Genomic DNA, 19,572 nt, shown 5'->3' on the forward strand with positions numbered 1-19,572 from the left:
AGTAAATCAGACTTAAAACCATCAATTATATTCTACCTGCAGAAAAGTCAAACCACGCTCACGGATAATGCGCGCGGTGCCCAGCGCGTAAGGTAATTCACGCGCGGCACTATTAACCTGCAGGGTTTCGCTCTTTTTAATCCCTTCGCGCGTGCAGTTCAGCGAGACGCTGCGCGTCACGGCATACTCACAGGAGGGTTCAACAATCGCGCCGACGAACGTGATTTGACCGTCGGCGGCAAGGGTGGCGTGGCTGGCAAGTAAAGCTATCATCGGTAACAGCAATCTTTTCATCACAGAGGCCCTTTGAGAAGTCGGGAATTACCCGGTTAATGTCGTCTTAATGACTAATAGCGCGCCACAGTTGAATATTGCTTAAACCGCGGCGTTTCCGTGTTGAGGCATATTATTGCGATGGCTTAGCCAGTGCGTCGTCATGTTTTACGCAATCGCCTCAGCAGAAAACGGTTATGCCTGCATTAAGCGCAGCTATTATATTAGTAAGCAACCAGGATTAATCGGGTGAGCAGGGCGGTGAAATAAGCGTATTAAACCGGATAGATTTATTAGCGCGATAACGTCAGGGCAGGAAACTGGCAGATATCGTGGTGGCGCAAGCTGCTGAGGGAGAGAAAAGCGGGCTGTGGTGAAGTTAAGCAGGCGCACCCGACATCGGTGCGCTCTTGCTTTTATCAGCTGCGGGAAATCTGCGCCAGCGTCACGTCGGCTGACGCAGCGCCTGCGGCGACACCATCGATAAACAGCGCACGCTGTTCACCGGCGGGCAGGGCAATCTGCAACGTTTGCCATGCCGGCTGATAATCACCCTTGCGCCGCAACGTAAGGTGAATGGCTGTGGCTTCGCAGCGCATTTCCCACTGCAGCCACAGCGCATTGCCCTGCTGATAGCCCCAGGATTCGCCATCATCTTCGAACAGTTCGCCGTGGCTAACGCCTTTGCCCTGCAATGGATAAAGCTGCAGCGTGCGACGATCGTCTGCGGCGGCGTCGACGTGAGCAATTCGCTCGCTGAGTGGCAGTGCCGCACCTGCGCGCACCAGCAGCGGCTGCGTTTCCAGGGGCGCAGGTAAGGTGATCCACTGACCCCCGCTATACCACTGCTGCGTGGCGAAATCATACCAGCCTGTCTGGTTGTCGGGCAGCCACAGGCGGCGTTCACGCTGGCCGGGTTCCACTACGCTGGCGACCAGCAGATCGCGGCCGAGCAGGAATTCATCACACTCAGCAAAGGTCTGGGCATCGTGTTCATGATCAAGGAACGTCGGGCGCAGCATCGGTTCATCGTCCGCATGCGCCTGCCACAGCAGCGTGTAGAGATACGGCAGCAGGCGATAGCGCAGCGCGATGGCCGCCCGAATCGCGGGCGTGACCGAAGGATACATCCACGGCTCATTCACGGTGTGATCGTCATTCCATGAATGAATGGTGAAGCGCGGATGCATGACGCCATTCTGCACCCAGCGCACAAACAGCTCCGCGTCGGGTTTATCGCCCGAGAAGCCGCCGACGTCGTGACCGACGTTATACAAGCCGGACAGGCTCATGCCGAGGCCCATGCGAATGTTGTAGCGCAGCGAGGTCCAGTTGGTGCGGTTATCCCCGCTCCATGTTTGCACGTAGCGCTGCATCCCGGCGCAGCCGGAGCGCGAAATCAGGAACGGTCGCTGTTCGGGGGCAAAGCGCTGTTGCGCTTCCATCGAGGCGCGCATCATCAGCAGCGGCATCACCGGGCGAATATGCTTGATGGCAATCGGCGTACCGAAGCCGTGGCAGCGCGCTTCGCCGTCCCAGACTTCATACTCGTTGTTATCGTTCCAGGTGGCGTCGATGCCTTTTTCCAGCAGCTGACGGGTGACGTTCTCCTGCCACCAGGCCACCGTTTGCGGATGGGTGAAATCGAGGTGCGATCCTTCATCATCCCAGAACACTGAGCGCTCTGGCACATCCTCTTCCGAATCGCGGATAAACAGTCCCTGAGCTGCGACTTCTTCATAGCGCGGGTGATCCTGCAGCAGGCAGGGTTTGATGTTGGCCGCCAGACGCAGCCCGGCATCGTGAAACGCCTGACTCATCGCTTCCGGCTGCGGCACTTTGTCGTAGTTCCAGTTGAACACATAACGCTTGTTATTGATGGAGGTATAGCCCGAGGAGAGCTGGAAGGAGTCGCACGGAATAGCGTGCTCTTCGCACAGGCGAATAAAGTTCATCAGCTGGTTTTGCGCGTCCGGCGCATCGGTGTAGTGCATGGTCGAGCCGCTGTAGCCCAGACTCCATTTGGGGCCGAACAGCGTTTTGCCGGTCAGGCGTACGAAGGTTTTGGTGATATCCAGCACCCGCTTACCGACAAACAGGTAGTAATCGATATCGCCACTCTCCGCCTGCCAGCGGCGATACGGCTGGTGATAGTTATCCAGTTCGTTACCCAGATCGAACCAGCTGGTGCTGAGATTATCGTAGAACAGGCCAAAGCTGACGTCGTTACGCCGCGTGAGGGTGAAGGGCACATGTTTGTAGAGCGGATCGGTGGAGGAAGCGTTGTAACCCATGGCATCCAGATTACGCATCTCATAGCGTTTGCCGTTGCGTTGCAGATCGCCGGTTTTTTCGCCCAGACCGTAGTAGCGGTCGTCCGCCATGCGGCGCTGATAGTGTGCCACGCCGTCGCCGTGTGCGTTGATCTGATAGGCGCTGGTGGGGCGATCGCCGGTCAGCAGTTGCCAGTGGCCTGCGGCATCACGGTACTGCCACTCCAGCGCCAGCGGCTGACGCACCATCACGCGCAGCGTGTCGGTGCTAATGGTCAGACAACTGGCTTCTTCCTCCAGCGTAAAGCCGGGCAGGCTAAACCCGGCCAGGCTGTCGCGCGGACGCCCTTCCCATGGAACATCCTGTTCCGGTGCAATGCTCCAGGTGCGGTCCAGACTGTAGTTGCCGTGGCGCTTGATCACCACGCGGAACAGACCTTTTTCCAGCACGTACAGGCACAGATGGTGTTTGCCATCGACGTTAAGCACCACATGGTGATGATCAGAATGGGCTAAAGACCAGTTTTTTAAGGTTTTCATCGTTACCTACTTCATTGGGTCGCTGAACGACGCTCAGCAATAAACGCAATCAGGAAGACTGCACCGATCAGGTCAAAGAAGCCCATGGCGACAAACAGCGGGTTAAAGCCGATTTTGTCAGCCGTCACGCCAATCACCAGCGAAAACAGGAAGCTGGAGATCCAGGCAAACGAGCCGCGCATGCCATTCACCGTGGCCATCTGGCCCTTATCAAATTTTTCCACCACCAGCGCACTCAACATGCAGGAGATGATCTGATGACCAAAACCGCCAATCGAGATCAGAGCAATCGCGACATAGGGGTCTTTGGTCATCGCCACCAGCGCCAGCGACAGCATCAGAAAGGCGCCGGTGACCGAGCTGGCGACAACGGAATTCACCTGCCTGAAGCCAAACAGCCGGGTATAGATGCGCGTCAGGTAGCCGCTGGCTGCACTGCCGAGATCCGCCGCGAGGAACGGCAGCCAGGCGAACATGGCAATCTGTTTCAGGTCCATTCCCAGGTCTTTTGCCAGATAGAGCGGCACCCAGAAACTCAACACGCCCCATGCCGGTTCAGCCATAAAAGCGGGAATGGCGATACCGTAAAAACGCTTGTTTCTGGAGACGGTTTTCAGGGCTTTGAAAAAGGGCAGTTTGACCGCCGGTGGCTCATTATCCTGACGAATAAAGGCCAGCTCATCGCTGCTGAGATTCGGGTTACGTTCCCGATCGCGATACAACAGCCACCACAGCACCACCCAGCCCAGAGCCAGACAGCCGGTAAACAGGAATGCGCCCTGCCAGCCGAACGAGGCGTGGGCAAAGTAGATGATGGGAGGTGCCAGCATAGCGCCAATCGAGAAGCCGACGCCGGCCCAGCCGGCCGCGATCGGGCGCTCTTTTTTCGGGAACCATTCACCAATCACTTTGGCGTTGGCCGGCGTGGCGGCCGCTTCAGCTCCGCCCATGACAAAGCGCAAGATGGCCAGGTGCAACCAGCTGGCGGCGCCGGCATGGAACAGACAGGCCAGCGCCCAGATGGTGGCGCAGATGAAGAAGCCGAGTTTGAGGCCAATGACGTCAATCAGCCAGCCGCAGATTGGTTGAAAGAAGGTATAAGCCAGCTGAAAAGCGCCGACTATCCATGAATATTGTTCTGTGGTGATGCCGAGACTGGTTTTCAGCTCGGGGGCCAGAATGCCTAACGAGTTACGGGTAATGTAGTTGACGGTGACACCGGCGAGAAACAGCACCAGCACCCACCAGCGCAGATGACGGATGACGCGTTTCGTGCCGGTTGCGGCAATCCCTGGGTTCAAACTGCGGTTCATCGGATTCTCCATTCATTATTAACAGCATGTGTGAGCAACGTCTGTGACTGCCTGGCCGGAGGTGGAGTCCATACCGGCCAGCGCATAACCCCTGGCCCTTGATTGCCGGGCGTGGCGTGATGCGTCCTGTTTTACCTATCCGCCGGGAGTGAACCACAGTTAGGTCAGGTGGTCGCCAGCCTGATGCGGTATTTGTGATCTGGTTAACCAAAATCATTTATCAGGTTGACTTCCGTCGGTGAGAAGCTGAATTTGACGCTGCGCAGGCACTTTTTACGACTCAGAAAGCGCTTCGCTTGTAAAATTGGTCAACCAAAATGGAAGGGCTTTGAGAGTGATGCTCAGGCCCGCAGGAGAGAACGACATGAAGCAGACCTGGCGCTGGTATGGCCCTGACGATCCCGTTTCACTCGCCGATGCCCGACAGGCGGGCGCTACCGGCATTGTGACTGCCCTGCATCACATCCCGAACGGCGAGGTGTGGCCAGTGGAGGAGATTTTGCAGCGCAAAGCGATGATTGAGGCGGCCGGGCTGGTCTGGTCGGTAGTGGAGAGTGTGCCGATCCATGAGGAGATCAAAACCGGCAGCGGGCAGTGCCAGCAGTGGATCAGCAACTATCAGCAGTCGCTGCGCAATCTGGCGCAGTGCGGCATCCACACCGTGTGCTACAACTTCATGCCGATTCTGGACTGGACGCGCACCGACCTGGCGTTCGAGCTGCCGGATGGCGCGAAAGCGCTGCGCTTCGATCAGATTGAATTTGCGGTATTTGAGCTGCATATCCTGCAGCGTCAGGGCGCAGAAAATGATTACAGCACTGACGAGATAGCCCAGGCTGCTGCGCGCTTCGCCAGCATGAGCGAAGAGCACAAGCTGCGTCTGACGCGTAACATCATCGCCGGATTACCCGGCGCGGAAGAGGGCTATACGCTGGCGCAGTTTCGTGCTCAGCTGGCGCGTTATGACGGCATCGACAAAGCCCGGCTGCGCGAGCACTTCGCCACGTTCTTGCGCGGTATCATTCCGGTTGCTGAAGAGGTCGGTATTCGCATGGCGGTACATCCTGACGATCCGCCGCGCCCGATCCTCGGCCTGCCGCGTATCGTCTCCAATGCTGACGACCTGCAGTGGATGATCGACACCATCGACAGCCCGGCTAACGGCTTCACGATGTGTACCGGCTCCTACGGCGTGCTGGCGGAAAATGATTTAGCCGGCATGGTGAAACGTTTTGGCCCGCGCATCTATTTTGCCCATCTGCGCTCAACCCGGCGTGAAGCCAACCCCAAAACTTTCCACGAAGCCGCGCACCTTGGCGGCGATGTCGATATGTTTGCGGTGATCAAAGCGATTGCCGAAGAGGAGCAGCGCCGTCGTAATGCGGGGCAGGAAGACCTGATCCCGATGCGGCCCGACCACGGGCATCAGATGCTGGACGATCTGCATAAGAAAACCAATCCGGGTTATTCCGCGATTGGCCGGCTGAAAGGTCTGGCTGAGATTCGTGGCGTTGAGCTGGCGATACACCGCGCCTTTTTCTGACGCCGATCGCCCTGTACCGCTTGCCCGGCGGACGCGCAGTCGCGCCGGACACTGAGGAGTTTACATGCAACACAACCTTGCCGACGCCAGCATTAAGGTGGCGCGGCCCGCATGGCAGCAGCAGCGGCTGGTGCCGCGCATCGTGCATATTGGCTGCGGCGCGTTTCATCGCGCGCATCAGGCGCTCTATCAGCACCATCTGCTGGAGATGAGCGACAGCGACTGGGGCATTTGCGAGGTCAACCTGATGTCGGCCAGCGGCAGACAGCTGGTGGAACAATTGCGCGCGCAGAATTTGCTCTACAGCGTCACCGAGCAAGGCGCGACGCGTCATGACGTCAAAATCATTGGTTCCGTACACTCCGCGCTGCACCCGGCGCTGGACGGTTGTGACGGCATTCTCAACGCGCTTGCCCGCGCGGAAACCGCCATCGTCTCGCTGACGGTAACCGAAAAAGGCTACTGCACTCATGGCGCAACCGGGGAACTGGACAGCACCCATCCGCTGATCGTGCACGATCTGGCCCATCCCCGGCAGCCGAAATCCGCCATTGGCTTTATCGTTGAGGCGCTGCGCTTGCGGCGTGAAGCCGGGTTAGCGCCTTTTACCGTGCTGTCATGCGACAATCTGCGTGATAACGGCCACGTCGCGCGGGCTGCGGTCATCGGCCTGGCACAACGGCAGGATGCGGCGCTGGCGGCATGGATTGAGCAACAGGTTACATTTCCCTGCACCATGGTTGACCGCATCGTGCCGGCCGTGACGGAAGAGACGAAGCGCGAGATTACCGGGCTACTGGGCATCGCCGATCCCTGCGGTGTTGCCTGCGAACCGTTTCGTCAGTGGGTGATAGAAGATAACTTCGTGGCGGGACGTCCCGACTGGCAGCGCGTTGGTGCGCAATTTGTTCCGGAAGTCGCCCCCTACGAGTTGATGAAACTGCGTCTGCTGAATGGCACACACTCGTTTCTGGCATATCTTGGCTACCTCGGCGGTTGTGAAACTATCGCTGAGACCATGCAGCTGCCCGCTTACCGTCAGGCCGCGCTGTCGCTGATGCTGACTGAACAGCGGGCCACGCTGACGATGCCGGCAGGCAGCGATCTGAACGCGTATGCGCATCAACTGCTTGAGCGCTTCAGTAATCCGTCGCTGCGCCATCGCACGGCGCAAATTGCCAGCGATGGCAGTCAGAAACTGCCACAGCGCATGCTGGATTCGCTGCGCTATCATCTGCACCACGGCAGTGACTGCCGGCATCTGCTGCTCGGCATCGCGGGCTGGATGCGTTATATCCTCGGCGAAGACGAAAAGGGTGAGCGCTACCCGGTGGCTGATCCACTGGTCGCTAAGTTTGAGCGGATTAATCAGCAGTTCCCTTCAGGTCCCGCCCGCGTGCAGGCACTGCTGGGCATTAACGAGATCTTCGCGGACGACTTACCCGCCAATCCGGCCTTTGTTGCCGCCCTGCAACACACCTATGACCGCCTGTGCCAGCAGGGTGCCAGAGCCGCGGTTGCATCCCTCAATCCGGAGGCCAAATGAAGCGTTTTATGGATGACGATTTTCTGTTGCACAGCGAGGTGGCGCGCCGCCTGTATCACGACGTGGCGGCGGAGATGCCGATCTATGATTACCACTGCCACCTCAATCCGCAGGAGATTGCAGAAGACCGGCAGTTTGCCAACCTCGGGCAAATCTGGCTGGAGGGCGATCACTACAAATGGCGCGCATTGCGCGCGGCGGGCGTAGAGGAATCACTGATCACCGGTAACACCACCAGCGATTACGATAAATACCTGGCCTGGGCGCAGACCGTGCCGAAAACGCTTGGCAATCCGCTCTATCACTGGACGCATCTGGAGCTGCGCCGGCCGTTCGGTATCACTGACACGCTGTTTGGACCGGAAACCGCACCGCGCATCTGGCATGAGTGTGCGGAGAAGCTGGCCACGCCTGAATTTTCCGCGCGCGGCATCATGCGCCAGATGAACGTGCGTATGGTGGGCACCACTGACGATCCGATCGACTCCCTGCAGTATCATCGTCAGATAGCTGAAGACAGCAGCTTTGATATTGAGGTGGCACCGAGCTGGCGTCCGGACCGGGTGTTCAAGATTGAGCTGGAAGGATTCAGCGATTACCTGACCCGGCTGGAAGCCGCCGCGGATGTCAGTATCGACAGCTTTGATGCGCTGCGTGTGGCGTTACTGCGCCGTCTGGACCACTTTTCCGCCCATGGCTGCCGTGCCGCCGACCACGGCATTGAAACGCTGCGCTATGCTGCGGTGCCTGCCGACAGCGTGCTGGATGGCATTCTCGTAAGACGCCGCAGCGGTACGGCGCTGAGCGAGCTGGAGATTGCGCAGTTCAGCACTGCCGTGCTGGTGTGGCTGGGCGCGGAATATGCCCGTCGTGGCTGGGCGATGCAGTTACATATCGGTGCAATCCGCAATAACAGCACGCGCATGTTCCGTCAGCTCGGCCCGGACAGCGGTTTCGACTCCATCGGCGATCATCCTGTTGCCTGGCCGCTGGCGCGCCTGCTTGACGCGATGGACACCAATGACCAGCTGCCAAAAACCATTCTTTACTGCCTCAATCCGCGTGACAACGAAGTGCTGGCTACCATGGCGGGTAACTTTCAGGGCGCAGGCATGGCGGGCAAGATGCAGTTCGGCTCTGGCTGGTGGTTCAACGATCAGCGTGAAGGGATGCTGCGGCAACTGGAGCAGCTGGCGCAGATGGGGCTGCTCAGCCAGTTCGTTGGCATGCTGACCGATTCGCGCAGTTTTCTCTCATATACGCGGCACGAATACTTCCGCCGCATTCTGTGCAATCTGTTTGGCGAGTGGGTGCGTGACGGCATTGTGCCGCACGATGAAGCCGCGCTGGGCGCGATGTTGCAGGATATTTGCTTCCATAACGCCCGACGCTACTTCACCCTTAACCCACGGTGAAAATCACGCCCTGTGTTATAGTGCAGGGTAGAAAATTTGGCGGCCTAATGTCTGAACCAGCAGAAAAGAGCGTTATGAAACCACAAGCTTCAGCACAGCGACCCTATCAGGAAGTGGGCGAGATGCTTCGCAATATGATTACGCAGAAACAGTACGCGATTGGCGAGCGGTTGCCGCCGGAGCGTGAACTGGCGATGCTGCTGAACGTCACGCGCACGCTGGTGCGTGAGGCGCTGATTATGCTGGAGCTGGAAGGGTTGATTGAAGTGCGGCGTGGTGCAGGCATTTACGTGATCAACGACACGCCGGCACCGCGTGCCGCTGCGCAAACCGCCTGCAATGCGGCCGGTCCGTTTGAGATGCTGCAGGCCCGTCAGCTGCTGGAGAGCAATATCGCCGAATTCGCTGCGTTACAGGCGACGCGTGAAGACATCATCAAAATGCGCCAGGCGCTGGCGCTGGAAGAGCGTGAGCTGGCGTCAGGCGCAGTGAACGACAGCGAAAACGGCGACCGCAATTTCCACCTGGCGATTGCCGAAGCCACACACAACAGCATGCTGGTGGAGCTGTTCAAACAATCCTGGCAGTGGCGCGAAGACAACGTGATGTGGAGCCAGCTGCACCGGCATCTGATCAATACCAACTACCGCAAAAAGTGGCTCGACGATCATAAAAAGATCCTCGCCGCCTTAATCAAGAAAGACGCGCGCGCCGCGAAACAGGCGATGTGGCAGCACCTGGAAAACGTCAAGCAGCTGCTGCTGGAGTTCTCCGATGTGGACGACATTGATTTCGACGGCTACCTGTTTGAGTCATGGCCGCTGTATGCCACTAACGGATCGGATAATTAGCCTGGCGACAGGGCTTCAGCCATAAAAAAATCCACGCAATTGCGTGGATTTTATTTTTTGCGGGTTCATGAGATAAGTGGAACCTCATGACACCCTGGAAGCCAATCAGACGTTAAACAGGAAGTTCATCACATCGCCATCTTTCACGATGTACTCTTTACCTTCTGAACGCATTTTGCCGGCTTCTTTCGCGCCCTGCTCACCTTTGTATGTGATGAAATCTTCGAAGGCGATGGTCTGAGCGCGGATAAAGCCTTTCTCGAAGTCGGTGTGGATTTTGCCGGCTGCCTGCGGTGCGGTGGCGCCAACCGGGATGGTCCAGGCACGCACTTCTTTCACGCCCGCGGTGAAGTAAGTCTGCAGGTTGAGCAGGGCATAACCGGCGCGGATCACGCGGTTGAGGCCCGGCTCTTCCAGGCCCAGCTCGGCCATGAATTCGTCGCGCTCTTCATCTTCCAGCTCGGCGATGTCCGATTCCACTGCCGCACAGACCGGCACCACTACTGAGCCTTCGGCTTCAGCAATCGCGCGCACCTGGTCGAGATATGGGTTGTTCTCGAAACCGTCTTCATTGACGTTGGCGATGTACATGGTCGGCTTCAGCGTCAGGAAGCTGAGATAACGGATCGCTGCTTTCTCATCGGCGTCCAGCGCCAGCGAGCGCAGCATACCGGCGTTTTCCAGATGCGGCAGGCACTTCTCCAGCGCGGCCAGTTCCGCCTTAGCATCTTTGTCGCCGCCTTTGGCTTTCTTCTGGCAGCGCTGAATGGCACGTTCGCAGGTGTCGAGATCCGACAGCGCCAGCTCGGTGTTGATGACATCAATATCTTCCGCCGGGTTTACTTTACCGGAGACGTGGATGATGTTGTCGTTTTCAAAGCAGCGTACCACGTGGCCGATAGCTTCAGTTTCGCGGATGTTGGTCAGGAACTGGTTGCCCAGGCCTTCACCTTTGGACGCGCCTTTTACCAAACCGGCGATGTCCACGAACTCCATGGTGGTTGGCACCACGCGCTGTGGCTTAACAATTTCGCTCAGCTGATCGAGGCGCAGGTCAGGCATCGGCACCACGCCGGTGTTGGGCTCGATGGTGCAGAACGGAAAGTTGGCTGCTTCGATACCCGCTTTGGTCAGCGCGTTGAACAGGGTGGATTTACCGACGTTCGGCAGGCCCACAATACCGCATTTAAATCCCATGATCTTACCTTTCTCACTGAGTGTGCAGCGCTGGCAGACAGCGCCGACTGATTCAAAAATTTTCGCGCATTATACACAGAATTACCTGCGGCGGCGCGGGAATTGGCTTAGCTGGCTTTGAAGGCGTGCAGACGGTTCATCGCCTTAATCTTATCTTCTTTTAGCCACAGTTCGGTGCAGCGCACCGCTTCGTCGACCGCCTCGTCAATCAGCTTCTGCTCGCTGGCCGGTGCCTTGCCGAGCACAAATCCGGTGACCTTGTTTCGATCGCCCGGATGGCCGATACCGACGCGCAGGCGATGAAAATTGTTGTTATTACCGAGCTTGCTGATGATGTCTTTCAGGCCATTATGACCGCCATGGCCGCCGCCCTGTTTGAATTTCGCCACGCCTGGCGGCAGGTCCATTTCATCGTGTGCCACCAGAATCTCTTCCGGCGTAATGCGATAGAACGTCGCCATCGCCGCCACCGCTTTGCCGCTCAGGTTCATAAAGGTAGTGGGCACCAGCAGGCGCACATCCTCGCCGGCCAGCGACAGGCGCGCGGTGTAGCCGAAAAACTTCGGCTCCTCTTTGAGGGACTGATTATGGCGCGAGCAAAGTAAATCCACATACCAGGCGCCAGCGTTATGGCGCGTTGCCGCGTATTCAGCCCCGGGATTGGCCAGCCCCACAATCAGTTTAATGCTGCTCACGATGTTTATCCTGTCTCGCTGCGAAAGGGCGATAGTTTACTGCCTGCCGGCGGGGATGACAAAGGGCGTAATGGCAGATTAATGACCTGAGGTGACTAATCAATTTCTATCGAAATCAAGGTGCTGGCGGTAAAGTTTTGTCAGACATTGTGAAGGATATGTGATCCTGTACGCATCTTAACCGCCAGCCATTGCCTAAACTTATGGCCAGTTAACCAAACGTGCTGTTTTCTGCGTTGCTGAAAAGGATGGAGGTGAATCATGAAACGTCAACACTGCCGCACCGTCGGTAATGGTTTGATGTGTCTCGGCTTGTTAACCATGGTGCTCGGGGTGGGTTATTCCATCATTAACCAGCTGCCGTCGGTCAACCTGCCACAGTTCCTCGCGCATGGAGCGATGTTCAGTATTTTCGTGGGTGCGCTACTGTGGCTGGTCGGCGCACGCGTCAGCGGGCGGGAGAGGGTAGAAGACCGCTACTACTGGCTGCGTCACTACGGTGACAAACGCTGCCGTCGCGATCACCACTCAACGCACTAACCGGCTTCAGCCATTGCCGCCTGCGGCGTCTGATAACCTTCGACGCGGTTACGTCCGGCGGCTTTAGCGCGATACAAGGCTTCATCAGCCAGCGCCAGCAGGGCGGGAAAAGCCTGATGCCGCTGGCTGGCAGTAGCAAAGCCAATGCTCACCGTATAACCGATGTCGTTGGGTAGCGACAGCTGTGTCGCCAGCCGGATACGCTCACATATGCGCTGCGCCTGCTCACTGTCGCCAGGAAGCAACGCGGCAAACTCCTCACCGCCCAGCCGGGCAAACTGACCCTCAACCGGCATTAACGCTTTCACCACCTGACAAAAATCGACCAGCACACGATCCCCCTGCTGATGGCCATAGCGATCGTTAATGCTTTTGAAATGATCGAGGTCGAACAGCACTGCACTGTAAATATAGGGCTGCGGCATACGTGCGTGGCGCAGCAGCAGTTTTTCTGCGGCCTCAAACAATGCGCGCCGGTTCCAGACGCCGGTAAGCGGATCGTGCAGCGACGCCAGCTTATGGGCGATCTGCGTACGCTCATTGACCATCGCCAGGATAGTGAATGTCAGGCCGATGACGAAGAGGATCGACTCCAGAATCACATACACCGAAAAGCCGGACCCGCCAATGGCGCCCGGTACGGGGGTGGCTACCGCATCGTCAAGGAAAATGCGCGCCAGATGGAACAGTAAGTGGATCCACAGCAGTATCTGCGCGGGCCAGAAAGTGACGGTCAGCGAGGCGCGTGCCTGCCACAGCAGACGAATCAGCGCGGCGGTAAAGATGATGCACAGCAGGCACATGACCAGCACGCGTTTCGGCTGGCCGTGATAGAACTGCGGAAAGGCACAAAGCAGCGCCCACAGTAGCGCGCCAGTGATCCAGCAAAAACCGAGTGGAAGGCGGCAAAAAGTACGAAAGGCGTTGAGCAGGGTGCCGTAGGCCAGCAGCATGATGACATTCCCGACTGCCACCGGCAAAAAGTGCAAACCGGCGCTGCGCAGGCTACTGAGCAGCACGGCGGCAAGCGTCAGTATTAGCGTCAGGGTGGTAAAACCCAGCACCCGGTCGTACTGCGCCCCGACCCAGGCAAAAATCAAAATAATGCTCAGAAACCCCAGCACGTAGAGCTCGCAAATAAACAACGTATAAATGTCGAGTGGCATGGTGGTCGGAGTTCTCAGCAAAAGTGTGGTGAAAAATATCACTAATCACTGGACCGCTAAAGCCCGGATGCGCTTGTCTGATAAAAAGAGTGGAAGGCGGGGAGATTGGCGGATTTTGAGGCCATTTATCGCGCAAATAGTGGCGGCGGAAGCGGCTTTATCGGGATGTTACTCTGCGCACAGGCAATAAAAAACCGGGCAGGGCGCCCGGTTTTTCGCGAACAATTAATGTTCGAACATCGCCGAAATCGATTCTTCGTTGCTGATACGACGAATGGCTTCGGCCAGCATGCCAGACAGCGTCAGCGTACGCACGTTAGGCAGTGACTTCATCTCTTCCGACAGCGGAATGGTGTCGCAAACAATCACCTGATCAATCACTGATTTGCGCAGATTTTCCACCGCGTTGCCAGAGAAGATTGGGTGGGTGGCGTAAGCGAACACGCGTTTCGCGCCGCGCTCTTTCAGTGCTTCAGCCGCTTTGCACAGCGTACCGCCGGTGTCGATCATATCGTCGACCAGTACGCAGTCACGACCGGCAACGTCACCGATGATGTGCATCACCTGCGACACGTTCGCACGCGGGCGACGTTTGTCGATGATGGCCATGTCGGTGTCGTTGAGCAGTTTGGCAATAGCGCGAGCGCGCACTACGCCACCGATGTCCGGCGAAACCACAATTGGGTTTTCCAGACCAATCTGCAGCATATCTTCCAGCAGAATCGGGCTACCGAACACGTTATCCACCGGGACATCAAAAAAGCCCTGGATCTGTTCAGCGTGCAGGTCAACCGTCAGTACACGGTCCACGCCGACGCTGGAGAGGAAATCAGCCACAACTTTGGCGGTAATTGGCACGCGGGCAGAACGCACGCGGCGGTCCTGACGGGCATAGCCAAAGTAAGGGATTACAGCAGTAATACGACCAGCAGAAGCCCGACGCAGTGCGTCGACCATCACAACCAGCTCCATCAAGTTATCATTGGTGGGGGCACAGGTGGACTGGATGATGAAAATATCACCACCGCGTACATTTTCATTAATCTGTACACTTACTTCGCCATCGCTGAAACGGCCGACAGCGGCGTCTCCGAGGCTGGTGTAAAGGCGGTTGGCAATACGTTGTGCTAGTTCCGGGGTGGCGTTACCAGCAAATAGCTTCATATCAGGCACGAGAAGAACCTCAGGCTTGGCGTCCAGAGAATGAACCGCTCAAAATAACCGGCGAATACATTTGAGCCTGTTCATACGGGTGTGTTAATGCGTCACGTGCAGTGTCTGGAACAAGGTGACACTGTCACGTTTACGCTTAGAGCCCGGAAAGGGTGCGCTGTAACGGCGAGAGATTAAGCCCACGCGCCACAAATCCGCACATCCATTTCGGGGCAAGCTCCAGCACCTGACGAGCAGCGGACTCGGTGTCAAATTCAGCAAACACACAAGCGCCGGTCCCTGTCAGGCGCGACGGCGCGTATTCTAGCAGCCAGGAAAGCAGCGCATCAACCTCACGAAAACGTTTTCTTGCTACCGCTTCACAATCATTGTGAAAAGGACGCTGCAACAGTTCATCTAATGTGCGTATTGGTGAATCGCGCGTCAGTTCAGGATCGCGAAACAGATCCGGGGTAGCGATGCTGACGCCAGGATGCGCCACCAGATACCATTTTTCCGCCGGAAACGCGGGCTGCAATTGCTCGCCGACCCCTTCGGCAAACGCCGCATGGCCGCGCACGAATACCGGCACATCAGCACCTAGACGCACGCCAAGCGTAGCCAGCTCATCCACGCTGAGCTGGGTGCGCCACAGATGGTTCAGCGCCACCAGCACCGTCGCGGCATCAGACGAGCCACCGCCCAGACCACCGCCCATCGGCAGGCGCTTCTCCAGCGCGATCCGGGCACCGGCCTGCGGCGGCAGCGTGCCTTTGTCCGCCGCTGCGGCGCGCAGCGCCAGCGCCGCCCGCACGATCAGGTTGTCTTCATCGGCCACGCCGTCGAGCGGCGTCAGCAGGGTGATACTGCCGCTGTTATCCGGGATAATCTCCAGGGTGTCGCCAACATCGAGAAACTGAAACAGCGTCTGCAAATTGTGGTAGCCGTCTGCACGACGGCCGGTAATGTAGAGAAACAGGTTGAGCTTTGCCGGCGCGGGCCAGGTGGTGATCATTGTGTGGTCCAGCTATCCATGCGCAGTTTGATGCGCTGACCGCCTTCGGTCAGTTCGAGGTTGGCCGGCAGCGGCGGGTTCACCTTGCTGTCGTAATCGCTGATATTCACCTTCCACTGCTGGCCGTTGCGGCTGTAGGTCAGGCTTTGCAGCTGATAGTTGTTGTTCAGCTGATAGTCGCTGGCGTCGCCTGGCAGCCCCATCATCCACTGACGCAGGTTCGCCAGCGGAATATCCATGCCGGTGAGCTGGGAAATCATCTTCTCCGCGTCGTTGCTGACGTAGCGTTTGCCTTTGTTATCAACAATCTGCACCACCGAACCCTGCGCGTCGAGCTGCAGTTCCGTGCTGCCGAGCGGGTTAGTCAGCAGCAGACGGTAACGGTCTGCAGCAGTTTGCTGCCAGTTAAAACGGGCATAAACTTTTTGCTTATCTGACAGATAGGCAAAAGCGCCGCGCGTCTGGTACTGGGTAATTTTCGCTACCGCCTGCTGGTGTTGCTGCCACTGCGGCGATGTCGTGCTGGGACCGGGACCTTGCTGGGGTTTGTTGATGCTACAGGCAGCCAGCAACACGCTGGCAAGGGGCAAAAGGCGCAACAGCTGGCGCGGGGGCAAATGCATCACGTGGTCGTCTCCTCAGACACGTTTTTACGTCGTAACCGATAACGCTAACCATCCGTCTCTGTGCCGTCAATGGCGATGTCAGGATAATTGCGCACGATCAGTTTAATCTTATTACAGTCATAGGCTTTGTATGGCTTTTCTTGATCTGTTGCATCTTGTAGAATGCGCAGCACAAAACCTGACAATTATTGGGACTTCCCAACCCGAATCACCATGACGCTGCTTGCTCTCGGAATCAACCACAAAACCGCACCTGTTGCGCTGCGCGAACGTGTTTCGTTCACGCCAGACACGCTGGACCAGGCGCTGAACAGCTTGCTGTCTCAGCCGATGGTGCAGAGCGGGGTGGTGCTTTCTACCTGTAACCGGACGGAACTCTACCTCAGCGTAGAGCAGCAGACCGATCTGCAGGAGCAGCTGGTGCGCTGGTTGTGCGAGTATCACGACTTACGTGAAGAGGACGTGCGCAACAGCCTGTACTGGCATCAGGACAACGCGGCGGTCAGCCACCTGATGCGCGTGGCCAGCGGACTCGACTCGCTGGTGCTGGGCGAGCCACAGATTCTCGGTCAGGTCAAAAAAGCCCATGCTGACTCCTCGCGCGACCATGCGCTGAGCAGCGAGCTGGAACGCATGTTCCAGAAAACCTTCTCGGTAGCCAAGCGCGTGCGCACCGAAACCGAAATCGGCGCCAGCGCGGTGTCGGTCGCCTTCGCTGCCTGCTCCTTAGCCCGTCAGATTTTCGAATCACTCAGCAGCGTTAACGTGCTGCTGGTTGGTGCCGGTGAAACCATCGAACTGGTGGCGCGTCACCTGCGCGAACACAGCGTGCGCAAACTGATGATCGCCAACCGCACGCGCGAACGCGCACAGCTGCTGGCGGACGAAGTCGGCGCCGAAGTGATCGGTCTCGCCGATATCGAAACCCGCCTGGCCGATGCCGATATCATCATCTCCTCGACTGCCAGTCCGCTGCCGATTATTGGCAAAGGCATGGTGGAACGGGCGCTGAAGGCGCGCCGCAATCAGCCTATGCTGCTGGTCGATATCGCCGTGCCGCGCGATGTTGAGCCGGAAGTGGGCAAGCTGGCCAACGCCTATCTGTACAGTGTGGATGATCTGCAGGCGATCATCGAGCAGAACATGGCGCAGCGCAAAGCGGCGGCGGTGCAGGCGGAAAGCATTGTGGTGCAGGAGAGCGGTGAATTCATGGCCTGGCTGCGCGCGCAAAGCGCCGGTGAGACCATCCGCGAATACCGCGCGCAGGCTGACGACGTGCGCGCCGAGCTGCAGGATCGCGCGCTGGCGGCGTTGCGTCAGGGTGCTGATGCCGAAAAAGTCTTGCAGGAGCTGGCACACAAGCTCACCAACCGTTTAATTCATGCACCAACCAAATCACTGCAGCAGGCCGCGCGCGACGGCGACAGCGAACGCCTGCAGATCTTACGTGACAGCCTCGGTTTAGAGTAATCTGGTCTGTCACGACCTATCACTGGGATACCCTCTATTAGATGAAGAGCTCGATTGTTGCCAAGCTGGAAGCGCTGCAGGAACGCCATGAAGAAGTTGAAGCGTTACTGGGCGATGCCGGCGTAATTGGCGATCAGGACCGTTTCCGCGCGTTATCACGTGAATATGCCCAGCTGAGCGACGTCACTCGTTGTTTCCGTGAATGGCAGCAGGTGCAGGAAGATGTCGAAACGGCTGAAATGCTGCTCGACGATGCGGAAATGCGCGACATGGCGCAGGAAGAGTTGAAACTATCGCGCGAAAAGCGCGAGGTGCTGGAACAGCAACTTCAGGTGCTGCTGCTGCCGAAAGATCCCGACGATGAACGTCCGTGCTTTATCGAAGTGCGCGCCGGCACCGGTGGCGACGAAGCGGCGATTTTCGCCGGCGATCTGTTCCGCATGTACAGCCGCTATGCCGAAGCGCGCCGCTGGCAGGTGGAGATCATGAGCGCCAACGATGGCGAGCATGGCGGCTACAAAGAAGTCATTGCGCGTATCACCGGTGACGGGGCTTACGGTCGCATGAAGTTTGAATCCGGCGGTCATCGCGTGCAGCGCGTGCCGGAAACCGAATCGCAGGGGCGCATTCATACTTCCGCCTGTACCGTGGCGGTGATGCCGGAGCTGCCGGAAGCCGAACTGCCGGACATCAATCCGGGCGATCTGAAAATCGACACCTTCCGCTCTTCCGGCGCGGGTGGTCAGCACGTTAACACCACCGATTCGGCGATCCGTATCACCCACCTGCCAACCGGCATCGTGGTGGAGTGCCAGGATGAGCGCTCGCAGCACAAAAACAAAGCCAAAGCGCTGGCGGTGCTGGGTGCACGCATTCACGCGGCGGAAATGGCGAAGCGCCAGGCGGCGGAAGCCTCGACGCGGCGTAATCTGCTGGGCAGCGGCGACCGTTCCGACCGTATTCGTACCTATAACTTCCCGCAGGGGCGCGTCACCGATCACCGCATCAACCTGACGCTCTACCGCCTCGACGAAACCATGGAAGGCAAGCTGGATACGCTGATCGAGCCGATTGTGCAGGAGTATCAGGCTGACCAGCTGGCCGCACTGGCCGGGCAGGAGTGATGAACGTCCGGCGCTGGCTGCAGCAGGCGCAGGCTGCGTTGTGCGGAGGCGATAGCCCGAAGCGCGACGCGGAGATTCTGCTGGGTTTTGTCACCGGCAAGTCGCGCAGCTGGCTGATAGCGTTTGACGACAGCCCGCTCGATGATGCACAACTGGCACAGCTGGAGACGTTACTGGCACGCCGCGTGCGCGGTGAGCCGATTGCGCATCTGGTGGGCGAACGCGAGTTCTGGTCGCTGCCGCTGCGCGTCAGTGATGCCACGCTGATTCCGCGTCCGGATACCGAAGTGCTGGTGGAGCAGGCGCTGCTGCGGCTGCCCGCAACGCCCTCCGCGGTGCTCGACCTCGGTACCGGCACCGGCGCCATTGCGCTGGCGCTGGCCAGCGAGCGGCCCGATTGTCAGATTACCGGCTGCGATCGCATCGCCGCCGCGGTTGCGCTGGCGCAGGAGAACGCCCAGCGCCTGCACCTCACCAACGCCGGATTTGTGCTCAGCCACTGGTTCGACGATCTGCCCGCCCAACGTTTCGATCTGATTGTCAGCAATCCGCCTTACATTGATGCCGCCGATGAACATCTGCAGCAGGGCGACGTGCGTTTTGAGCCGCTCAGCGCGCTGGTGGCGGAGGAGGCCGGGCTGGCCGATTTACGATTAATCATTGAACGCGCGCCGCACTGGTTGCTGCCGCAGGGTTGGCTGCTGCTGGAACACGGCTGGCAGCAGGGCGAGGCTGTACGCGCGCTGCTGATCCATCACGGTTTCCTGGCGGTCACCACCGTTGAGGATTACGGCGGCAATCCGCGCGTCACGCTTGGACAACTTACTTAAGGA

17 protein-coding genes are annotated in these 19,572 nt (G+C 58.2%); 8 read left to right on the forward strand and 9 right to left on the reverse strand.

The features are described from left to right. Positions 1-21: 21 nt before the first annotated feature. From F3J41_RS14430 to F3J41_RS14440, 3 genes are all read right to left on the reverse strand, one after another. Entirely contained in the window at positions 22-273 is a 252-nt protein-coding gene (locus F3J41_RS14430) for a hypothetical protein (RefSeq protein WP_166711616.1), read from the reverse strand. Between the two features lie 419 nt (positions 274-692). Continuing rightward, a complete protein-coding gene (locus tag F3J41_RS14435; protein WP_166711618.1) occupies positions 693-3,086 on the reverse strand; it encodes a TIM-barrel domain-containing protein in 2,394 nt (797 codons plus the stop codon). Positions 3,087-3,097: 11 nt separating this feature from the next. Next, on the reverse strand, positions 3,098-4,399 hold the full coding sequence (locus F3J41_RS14440) for an MFS transporter (protein ID WP_166711620.1): 1,302 nt from the start codon (positions 4,397-4,399) through the stop codon (positions 3,098-3,100). A gap of 364 nt (positions 4,400-4,763) precedes the next feature. On the opposite strand from F3J41_RS14440, the gene uxuA reads away from it, so the two are divergent. The 4 genes from uxuA to uxuR all read left to right on the forward strand — a co-directional run bounded on the left by uxuA (position 4,764) and on the right by uxuR (position 9,754). Continuing rightward, the gene (gene uxuA / locus F3J41_RS14445; protein ID WP_166711622.1) at positions 4,764-5,942 is read left to right on the forward strand and encodes a mannonate dehydratase; all 1,179 of its coding nucleotides are present in this window, start codon (positions 4,764-4,766) and stop codon (positions 5,940-5,942) included. Positions 5,943-6,006: 64 nt separating this feature from the next. Further along, positions 6,007-7,488 (forward strand): fructuronate reductase, encoded by a 1,482-nt coding sequence (locus tag F3J41_RS14450; RefSeq protein WP_166711624.1) that lies wholly within the window; start codon positions 6,007-6,009, stop codon positions 7,486-7,488. Next, the gene (uxaC, locus tag F3J41_RS14455; RefSeq protein ID WP_166711626.1) at positions 7,485-8,903 is read left to right on the forward strand and encodes a glucuronate isomerase; all 1,419 of its coding nucleotides are present in this window, start codon (positions 7,485-7,487) and stop codon (positions 8,901-8,903) included. Before F3J41_RS14450 ends, uxaC begins: the two co-directional genes overlap by 4 nt. Before the next feature lie 74 nt (positions 8,904-8,977). Further along, positions 8,978-9,754, forward strand: coding sequence for a Uxu operon transcriptional regulator (gene uxuR, locus F3J41_RS14460; protein WP_031280188.1), 777 nt, complete (start codon positions 8,978-8,980; stop codon positions 9,752-9,754). A 105-nt stretch (positions 9,755-9,859) separates the two neighbouring features. On the opposite strand, the gene ychF is transcribed toward uxuR, so the two are convergent. Further along, a complete protein-coding gene (ychF, locus tag F3J41_RS14465) occupies positions 9,860-10,951 on the reverse strand; it encodes a redox-regulated ATPase YchF (protein ID WP_021509931.1) in 1,092 nt (363 codons plus the stop codon). Between the two features lie 107 nt (positions 10,952-11,058). Then, positions 11,059-11,646, reverse strand: a complete 588-nt coding sequence (gene pth / locus F3J41_RS14470; RefSeq protein WP_021509932.1) for an aminoacyl-tRNA hydrolase — start codon at positions 11,644-11,646, stop codon at positions 11,059-11,061. Positions 11,647-11,907: 261 nt separating this feature from the next. Here pth and ychH point away from each other — a divergent pair, with 261 nt between their 5' ends. Further along, on the forward strand, positions 11,908-12,186 hold the full coding sequence (gene ychH / locus F3J41_RS14475; protein ID WP_021509933.1) for a stress-induced protein YchH: 279 nt from the start codon (positions 11,908-11,910) through the stop codon (positions 12,184-12,186). On the opposite strand, the gene F3J41_RS14480 is transcribed toward ychH, so the two are convergent. From F3J41_RS14480 to lolB, 4 genes are all read right to left on the reverse strand, one after another. Beyond that, entirely contained in the window at positions 12,183-13,352 is a 1,170-nt protein-coding gene (locus F3J41_RS14480) for a GGDEF domain-containing protein (RefSeq protein WP_166711628.1), read from the reverse strand. The genes ychH and F3J41_RS14480 overlap by 4 nt on opposite strands. 225 nt (positions 13,353-13,577) lie before the next feature. After that, positions 13,578-14,525: a ribose-phosphate diphosphokinase gene (gene prs, locus F3J41_RS14485; protein WP_006118899.1), complete on the reverse strand. Its 948-nt coding sequence runs from the start codon at positions 14,523-14,525 to the stop codon at positions 13,578-13,580. Positions 14,526-14,661: 136 nt separating this feature from the next. Then, entirely contained in the window at positions 14,662-15,519 is an 858-nt protein-coding gene (gene ispE / locus F3J41_RS14490) for a 4-(cytidine 5'-diphospho)-2-C-methyl-D-erythritol kinase (protein ID WP_166711630.1), read from the reverse strand. Further along, positions 15,516-16,142, reverse strand: coding sequence for a lipoprotein insertase outer membrane protein LolB (lolB, locus tag F3J41_RS14495; RefSeq protein ID WP_021509937.1), 627 nt, complete (start codon positions 16,140-16,142; stop codon positions 15,516-15,518). The genes ispE and lolB overlap by 4 nt, the downstream gene beginning before the upstream one ends. A 216-nt stretch (positions 16,143-16,358) precedes the next feature. Here lolB and hemA point away from each other — a divergent pair, with 216 nt between their 5' ends. From hemA to prmC, 3 genes are read left to right on the forward strand one after another with little or no spacing between them, the layout of a single operon-like run. Next, the gene (hemA, locus tag F3J41_RS14500) at positions 16,359-17,615 is read left to right on the forward strand and encodes a glutamyl-tRNA reductase (RefSeq protein WP_021509939.1); all 1,257 of its coding nucleotides are present in this window, start codon (positions 16,359-16,361) and stop codon (positions 17,613-17,615) included. Positions 17,616-17,656: 41 nt separating this feature from the next. Continuing rightward, on the forward strand, positions 17,657-18,739 hold the full coding sequence (gene prfA, locus F3J41_RS14505) for a peptide chain release factor 1 (protein ID WP_021509940.1): 1,083 nt from the start codon (positions 17,657-17,659) through the stop codon (positions 18,737-18,739). Then, a complete protein-coding gene (gene prmC, locus F3J41_RS14510; RefSeq protein ID WP_166711632.1) occupies positions 18,739-19,569 on the forward strand; it encodes a peptide chain release factor N(5)-glutamine methyltransferase in 831 nt (276 codons plus the stop codon). Before prfA ends, prmC begins: the two co-directional genes overlap by 1 nt. Positions 19,570-19,572 lie beyond the last annotated feature (3 nt).

This window comes from Pantoea sp. Ap-870, assembly GCF_011752515.1.
Lineage (GTDB): Bacteria > Pseudomonadota > Gammaproteobacteria > Enterobacterales > Enterobacteriaceae > Pantoea > Pantoea dispersa.